Source organism: Streptomyces spiramenti (assembly GCF_012034385.1).
Classification (GTDB): domain Bacteria; phylum Actinomycetota; class Actinomycetes; order Streptomycetales; family Streptomycetaceae; genus Streptomyces; species Streptomyces spiramenti.
In genome coordinates this window covers 1-5198 of the sequence record NZ_JAAVJB010000294.1, presented here as the reverse complement: position 1 = coordinate 5198, position 5198 = coordinate 1, and the positions used below count along the sequence as shown (strand labels likewise).

Genomic DNA, 5198 nt, shown 5'->3' with positions numbered 1-5198 from the left:
CGCCGCCACCGCGGTGTGGACCGAGATCTTCCACCACAGGGTCACGGCGACGGTCGTGGCACCACCGGCCAGTATCGCGACGACCAGTGCCGCCAGGTCTCGCGGTGCGCCGAGTGGGGGAGTGCGCGGCGCGGGCGTGGGGACGGCGCCGACGCGCCCCCGGCGCGCGGGTACGGTCTTCCCGGTGCCCGGCCGGAAGCCACCGCCGTGCGGCCCGAGCGGCCGGTCCCGGCGGCGGCGCGACCGGTGACGGGCGCCGTGAACCACCGTTCCCACCGCCCTCGCCGCCCGCGAGGGGAGAGGCGTCGCCGTGTCCACTCCGTCAGCCGACCCGCCCCCGGCCCGCCCGGCGCCCCCGAGAACCGCCGCCGCCCCGGTCGAGCCCCGGCGGGAGTCCCGGCTCGCGCGGTGGGTCACCGAGGCGTGCTCGCCCGGCGTGCTGCTCCTCGTCGTCCTCTGCGCGGTCGGTCTGCACGCCACCGGTTCCGCCACCGGGCTCGGCTGGGCCCTGCTCACCGTGCTGCTGTGCTGTGTGCTGCCCTACGGATTCGTCCTCTTCGGGGTGGCCCGCGGCTGGTGGGCCGACTGGCACATCACCGACCGGGAACAGCGCACCGTCCCCCTGCTGGTGGGCGTCGGGTGCGTCGCCGTGGCCGTCGTGCTGCTGTGGTCGCTCCCCGGCGCACCGCGAGACCTGGCGGCACTGGTCGTCGCGATACTGGCCGGTGGTGCCACGACCGTCGCCGTGACCCTGTGGTGGAAGATCTCGGTCCACACCGCGGTGGCGGCGGGCGCGACGGCCGTCCTGATCGTCACCTTCGGCCAGGCGCTGCTGCTGACGGCGCTGCTGCCGCTGCTGACGGGGTGGTCCCGAGTGGCGCTGCGGGACCACACCGTCGCGCAGGTCGTCGCGGGAGGGGCGCAGGGAGCGCTGATCGGTGCGGTCGGCTACGCCGTGCTGCGCTGACGGCCGGCGGGCCGTTCGGCCGCCCCGGGCCGCCCGCCGCCCCCGGGCTGTTCGCCGTCTCCGCCGGGTCGCTGCGGCCACTTCAACCCCGTTGCTGATCAGGCGTGTTCGTCCGGAAAGCGACGGTCCGCGACGGTGTCCTGACCCGGCCCCGGTCGTTGAACCGGGAGGCAGGGGCAGGCAGGCCCGACGGGGCTGCCGGACCGCGACGGTGGAGAGGGGGACGCGTGGACGACGGCGCCGGGCTGCGGCTCACCGGAGTGCACAAGACGTACGGCAGGCGGGAGGTCCTGCGCGGGGCGTCACTGGAGGTACCGGCGGGGGCGCTGGTCTGCGTCACCGCCGCCGCCGACACCCCGGGCAGGGGCGGGGGGCAGCGCACCGCCCCCGAGGGGGCGGCGAACCGGAGTGCCGGCCGTACCACCCTGGCCCGGATCGCCGCCGGTCGGCTCCCGGCCGACCGCGGTCGGGTCGAGCGCACCGCGGCGGCCGGGTTCTGTCCCCAGCAGGCGGTCCTGAACGACACGCTGACCGTCGACGAGCACCTGCGGTACTTCCAGGCCACCTACCGGCTGCGCGACACCCGCCGCGCGCTGGAACTGCTCGACCAGCTCGGGGCCGGACACCTCCGCCACGAGGACGCGGGGGCGCTCGACCCCACCTCCCGGCAGAAGGTCAACCTGACGCTCGCCCTGATGCACGACCCAGCGCTGCTGGTCCTCGACGACCCCTGCCAGGAGCTGGACCGCGAGACCCGCCGCCGGTTCTGGGAGGTGGTCTGCGGTCTCCGGGACCAGGGGAGGTCCGTGCTGGTCGTCGGGCGGCTGGCGCCGGAGCCCGGGACCTTCGACAGCCTCCGGCTGGCCGACGCGGTGCTGGAGCTCGTCGAGGGGCGGCTCGCCGCCGTGCGCCGTCCCGCGGGCGTCGCCGCCTCCCGGGGCTCCGCGGCCTGACCCCGACCCGGGCGGTACCGGCCGCGGCCCGGCTCGGAGGGAGCGCCGCCGCTCCGTCCGAGCCGGGGGCACTCCCCGTGGCAGCCGCGAGGGGCGGGCCGCCGCCGTGCGACCGCCCGCCCCTCCGCCTGTGGTCGCCGGCGGTCAGCCGTCGGCGCCGGTCACCGACTCGTCGGCCTTCAGCTGCTCGAACAGCTGCGCCGCCGCCTCCTTGTCCCACAGCACCGCCGAACCCTTGTCGGTGGCGTAGCCGGGATCGGCGACGGGCACGTTCATCTGGGTGCCGCCGTCGCCCTGCACGCCGCGCAGCGCCAGGAACATGCGGCCGAGTTCGAAGACGCTCATCTCCTCGTCCACGATCAGCGAGTCCAGGCTGGCGCCCATGGTCGGGTACAGCTTGAACGGGTTGAGCAGCGTCGCGGGCGACGCCACCTGGTTGCCGAGGGCGCCCAGGAACTTCTGCTGGTTCTGGGTACGTCCCAGGTCGCCCATGGCCTCCTGGTAGCGCTGCCGCACGAAGGCCAGCGACTGACCGCCGTCGAGGTCCTGGCAGCCGGCCTCGAAGTCAGCGCCGGAGTTCTTGTCCTGCACCGCCTCCTCGAAGCACATCTCGACGCCGCCCAGCGCGTCCACCACGGAGGCGAAGCCGCCGAAACCGATCTCGGCGTAGTTGTCGATGCGGAGCCCGGTGTTGTACTCCACCGTCCGGACCAGCAGTTCCGGTCCCTCCATGGCGTAGGCCGCGTTCAGCTTGTTGGTCGAGGCGGGAATCCGGTTGCCGGAGCTCGAACCGGTGAACTCGGGGATGGTGACCCAGGAGTCGCGCGGCAGGCTGACCAGGGAGTTCCCGTTGCTGCCGGTGTGCAGGATCATCATCGTGTCGGCGCGGGCGCCCTCGGAGTGACCGGTGCGGAGGCTCTCGCGCTCTTCGGCGGTCAGACCCTCACGGCTGTCGGTGCCGACGATCAGGTAGTTGGTGCCCTTCCCGCCGTCGGGGCGCTCCTCGACCACCGACAGGTCCACCTCGCGGCGCAGCTTGGAGTCGGCCCACAGGTAGGTGCCCACCCCGGTGACGAGCATCACCATGACCAGCGAGATGACGGTCCACTTGATGCGCCGCCCCCAGTTGGGCCGCGGCCGGTGGTCGTCGCGGTCGTCGTAGTCGTACCCGGGGGGCGGGCCGTAGCCGCCCCCGGCCCGGTGGGGTGCGGCGTTCGGCTGCTCGTAGCGGTCGTACCGGTGGTCGCCGTAGGCGGGCCCCTGGCCGTAGCCGCCCTGCCCGGGAGGCGCCTGGCGCGAGACGTGGGGCATGACCCGAGCGCCCTCGGGCTGCGGGGGACCGCCGCGTCCGCGCCGTGGGTGCGGTTGTTCGGTCCATCCCTCGGGCCAGTCATTCATGCCGTCAGTCTGCCGCTCGGCGGACCGCCGAGGGAGAGGGGGTCGGGATCTGTGGCAGAGCTGATGCAATGCGCCCCGCGCGCGCCGCGGCGCGATGTGACCGGGCTCTCGCCGGGGTGGGGCCGAAACCGCCGGTCAGGGCCGGTCGGGCCGTGTCGCCGCGCCTAGAGTGGAGCGCATGACCGAACCGATCACCGCCCGCGACGGCGCCGAGGGCGCCGGTGGCGGCCCGGCGGCGACCCACGAGGAAGCCCCGGGACCCGCGGCGGACCGTCCGGCCACCAAACCGACGGCCGCCTCCCGCACCACGCTCTCCCACATCATGACCGCGAGCGACACCAACCTGCTCGGCACCGTCCACGGTGGCGTGATCATGAAGCTCGTCGACGACGCGGCCGGCGCCGTCGCCGGTCGGCACTCCGGCGGGCCCGCCGTCACGGCCTCCATGGACGAGATGGTCTTCCTGGAGCCCGTCAGGGTCGGCGACCTCGTCCACGTCCGGGCGCAGGTCAACTGGACGGGCCGCAGCTCCATGGAGGTCGGCGTGCGCGTCCTCGCCGAGCGGTGGAACGAGTCCACCCCCGCCACCCAGGTCGGCACCGCCTACCTCGTGTTCGCCGCCGTGGACGAGCACGGACGCCCGCGTCCGGTGCCCCAGGTGGTGCCCGAGACCGAGCGCGACCGGCGCCGCTACCAGGAGGCGCAGATCCGCCGCACCCACCGGCTGGCCCGCCGCCGTGCCATCAAGGAGCTGCGCGAACGCCGCATCGCCGACGGGCTCGACACCGACGACTGACGGCGCCGGGCGCCCCCGAGGTGGCGCACGGCCTGCCGGGGCCGGACCACCGGCGCCCGGCACCGGTTCACCAGCGCCCGATGTCCACGGCCTCGCGGCGCGGACCGCGCCGCGGCGGACCGAGACCGGTCAGCACGATGTACCGCGTCGCCCGGTACCGCTGCCCCTCGTAGGGCGCCAGCAGCTCCAGCATCCGCGCGTCGTCCGCGTCACGCTCGCCCGCCAGGGCGTGGCCGACGATCCCCGGCAGGTGGTAGTCCCCGACCGTCACCGCGTCCGGCGCGCCGTTGCTGCGCTGCAGCACCTCCGCAGCCGTCCACGGGCCCACGCCCGGCACCAGGCAGAGCCGGGCGATCGCCTCCGGCAGCGCCATGTCCGCCGCCTGCTCCAGCCGCGGCGCCGCGCGGACCGCGCGGATCACGGTGTCCGACCGCTTGCTGTCCACCCCGGCGCGGTGCCACTCCCAGGACGGCACCCGCAGCCACCCCGTGCGGTCGGGCATCACCCGCATTCCCGTCCTCCCCTCACCCGCCGGGCCGGGGGCGGGCTCACCGAACCGGTTCACCAGCCGCCGCCACGAGCGGTACGCCTCCCGCGTGGTGACCTTCTGCTCCAGCACCGAGGGGATCAACGCCTCCAGTACCGAACCGGTGCGCACCAGTCGCAACCCGGCGTGACGGCGGGCGGCCTCGGCCACCGACCGGTGGTGGGCGAGGAACTCCTCCGGCCGGTCCTCGGCACCCAGCAACTGCGGCAGGCGGTCCAGCGCCCACTCCGCCCCCGGTCCCCAGGCGCTCGCCCGCACCGGGTCGCCCGGCGGGAGCCGCAGCGTCGCGGGCCCCTCCGGGGTGCGGGTGGCGCGCCAGGCGGTTCCGTCGGGGTCGGTGCGGAAGGTGGGGTCGCCGACGCCGCGCCGCAGCACCGACAGCGTGCGGCGCGGGTCGTAGGGGCCGGTGGGTGCCCAGCTCCGCTCGCGCATGGCCCGCTCAGCGTACGGTCCGCCGCCGCCCGGCCGGCCCCGTGTCCCCGCCCCGGGGTGGTGACGCGCTCCCGGTGGGGGGCGGACGAGTCGTGGCGTGAGGGC

Annotated in this window: 5 protein-coding genes and 1 pseudogene; 3 read left to right on the top strand and 3 right to left on the bottom strand. The window is 75.5% G+C overall.

What is annotated here, in order from left to right:
• Positions 1 to 267 (bottom strand): annotated as a pseudogene (locus tag HCJ92_RS24480) (hypothetical protein); the annotation flags it as partial.
• Between the two features lie 43 nt (positions 268 to 310).
• On the opposite strand from HCJ92_RS24480, the gene HCJ92_RS21895 reads away from it, so the two are divergent.
• Positions 311 to 967, top strand: coding sequence for a hypothetical protein (locus tag HCJ92_RS21895; RefSeq protein WP_209311442.1), 657 nt, complete (start codon positions 311 to 313; stop codon positions 965 to 967).
• Between the two features lie 227 nt (positions 968 to 1194).
• The gene (locus HCJ92_RS21890) at positions 1195 to 1920 is read left to right on the top strand and encodes an ATP-binding cassette domain-containing protein (protein ID WP_167935336.1); all 726 of its coding nucleotides are present in this window, start codon (positions 1195 to 1197) and stop codon (positions 1918 to 1920) included.
• Positions 1921 to 2064: 144 nt separating this feature from the next.
• Here HCJ92_RS21890 and HCJ92_RS21885 read toward each other — a convergent pair whose 3' ends face one another.
• Positions 2065 to 3318 (bottom strand): LCP family protein, encoded by a 1254-nt coding sequence (locus HCJ92_RS21885; protein WP_167935335.1) that lies wholly within the window; start codon positions 3316 to 3318, stop codon positions 2065 to 2067.
• Between the two features lie 178 nt (positions 3319 to 3496).
• On the opposite strand from HCJ92_RS21885, the gene HCJ92_RS21880 reads away from it, so the two are divergent.
• Positions 3497 to 4114, top strand: a complete 618-nt coding sequence (locus tag HCJ92_RS21880) for an acyl-CoA thioesterase (RefSeq protein WP_245241106.1) — start codon at positions 3497 to 3499, stop codon at positions 4112 to 4114.
• 67 nt (positions 4115 to 4181) lie between these two features.
• Here HCJ92_RS21880 and HCJ92_RS21875 read toward each other — a convergent pair whose 3' ends face one another.
• Positions 4182 to 5093 (bottom strand): DNA-3-methyladenine glycosylase family protein, encoded by a 912-nt coding sequence (locus tag HCJ92_RS21875; RefSeq protein ID WP_167935334.1) that lies wholly within the window; start codon positions 5091 to 5093, stop codon positions 4182 to 4184.
• Positions 5094 to 5198: the final 105 nt, after the last annotated feature.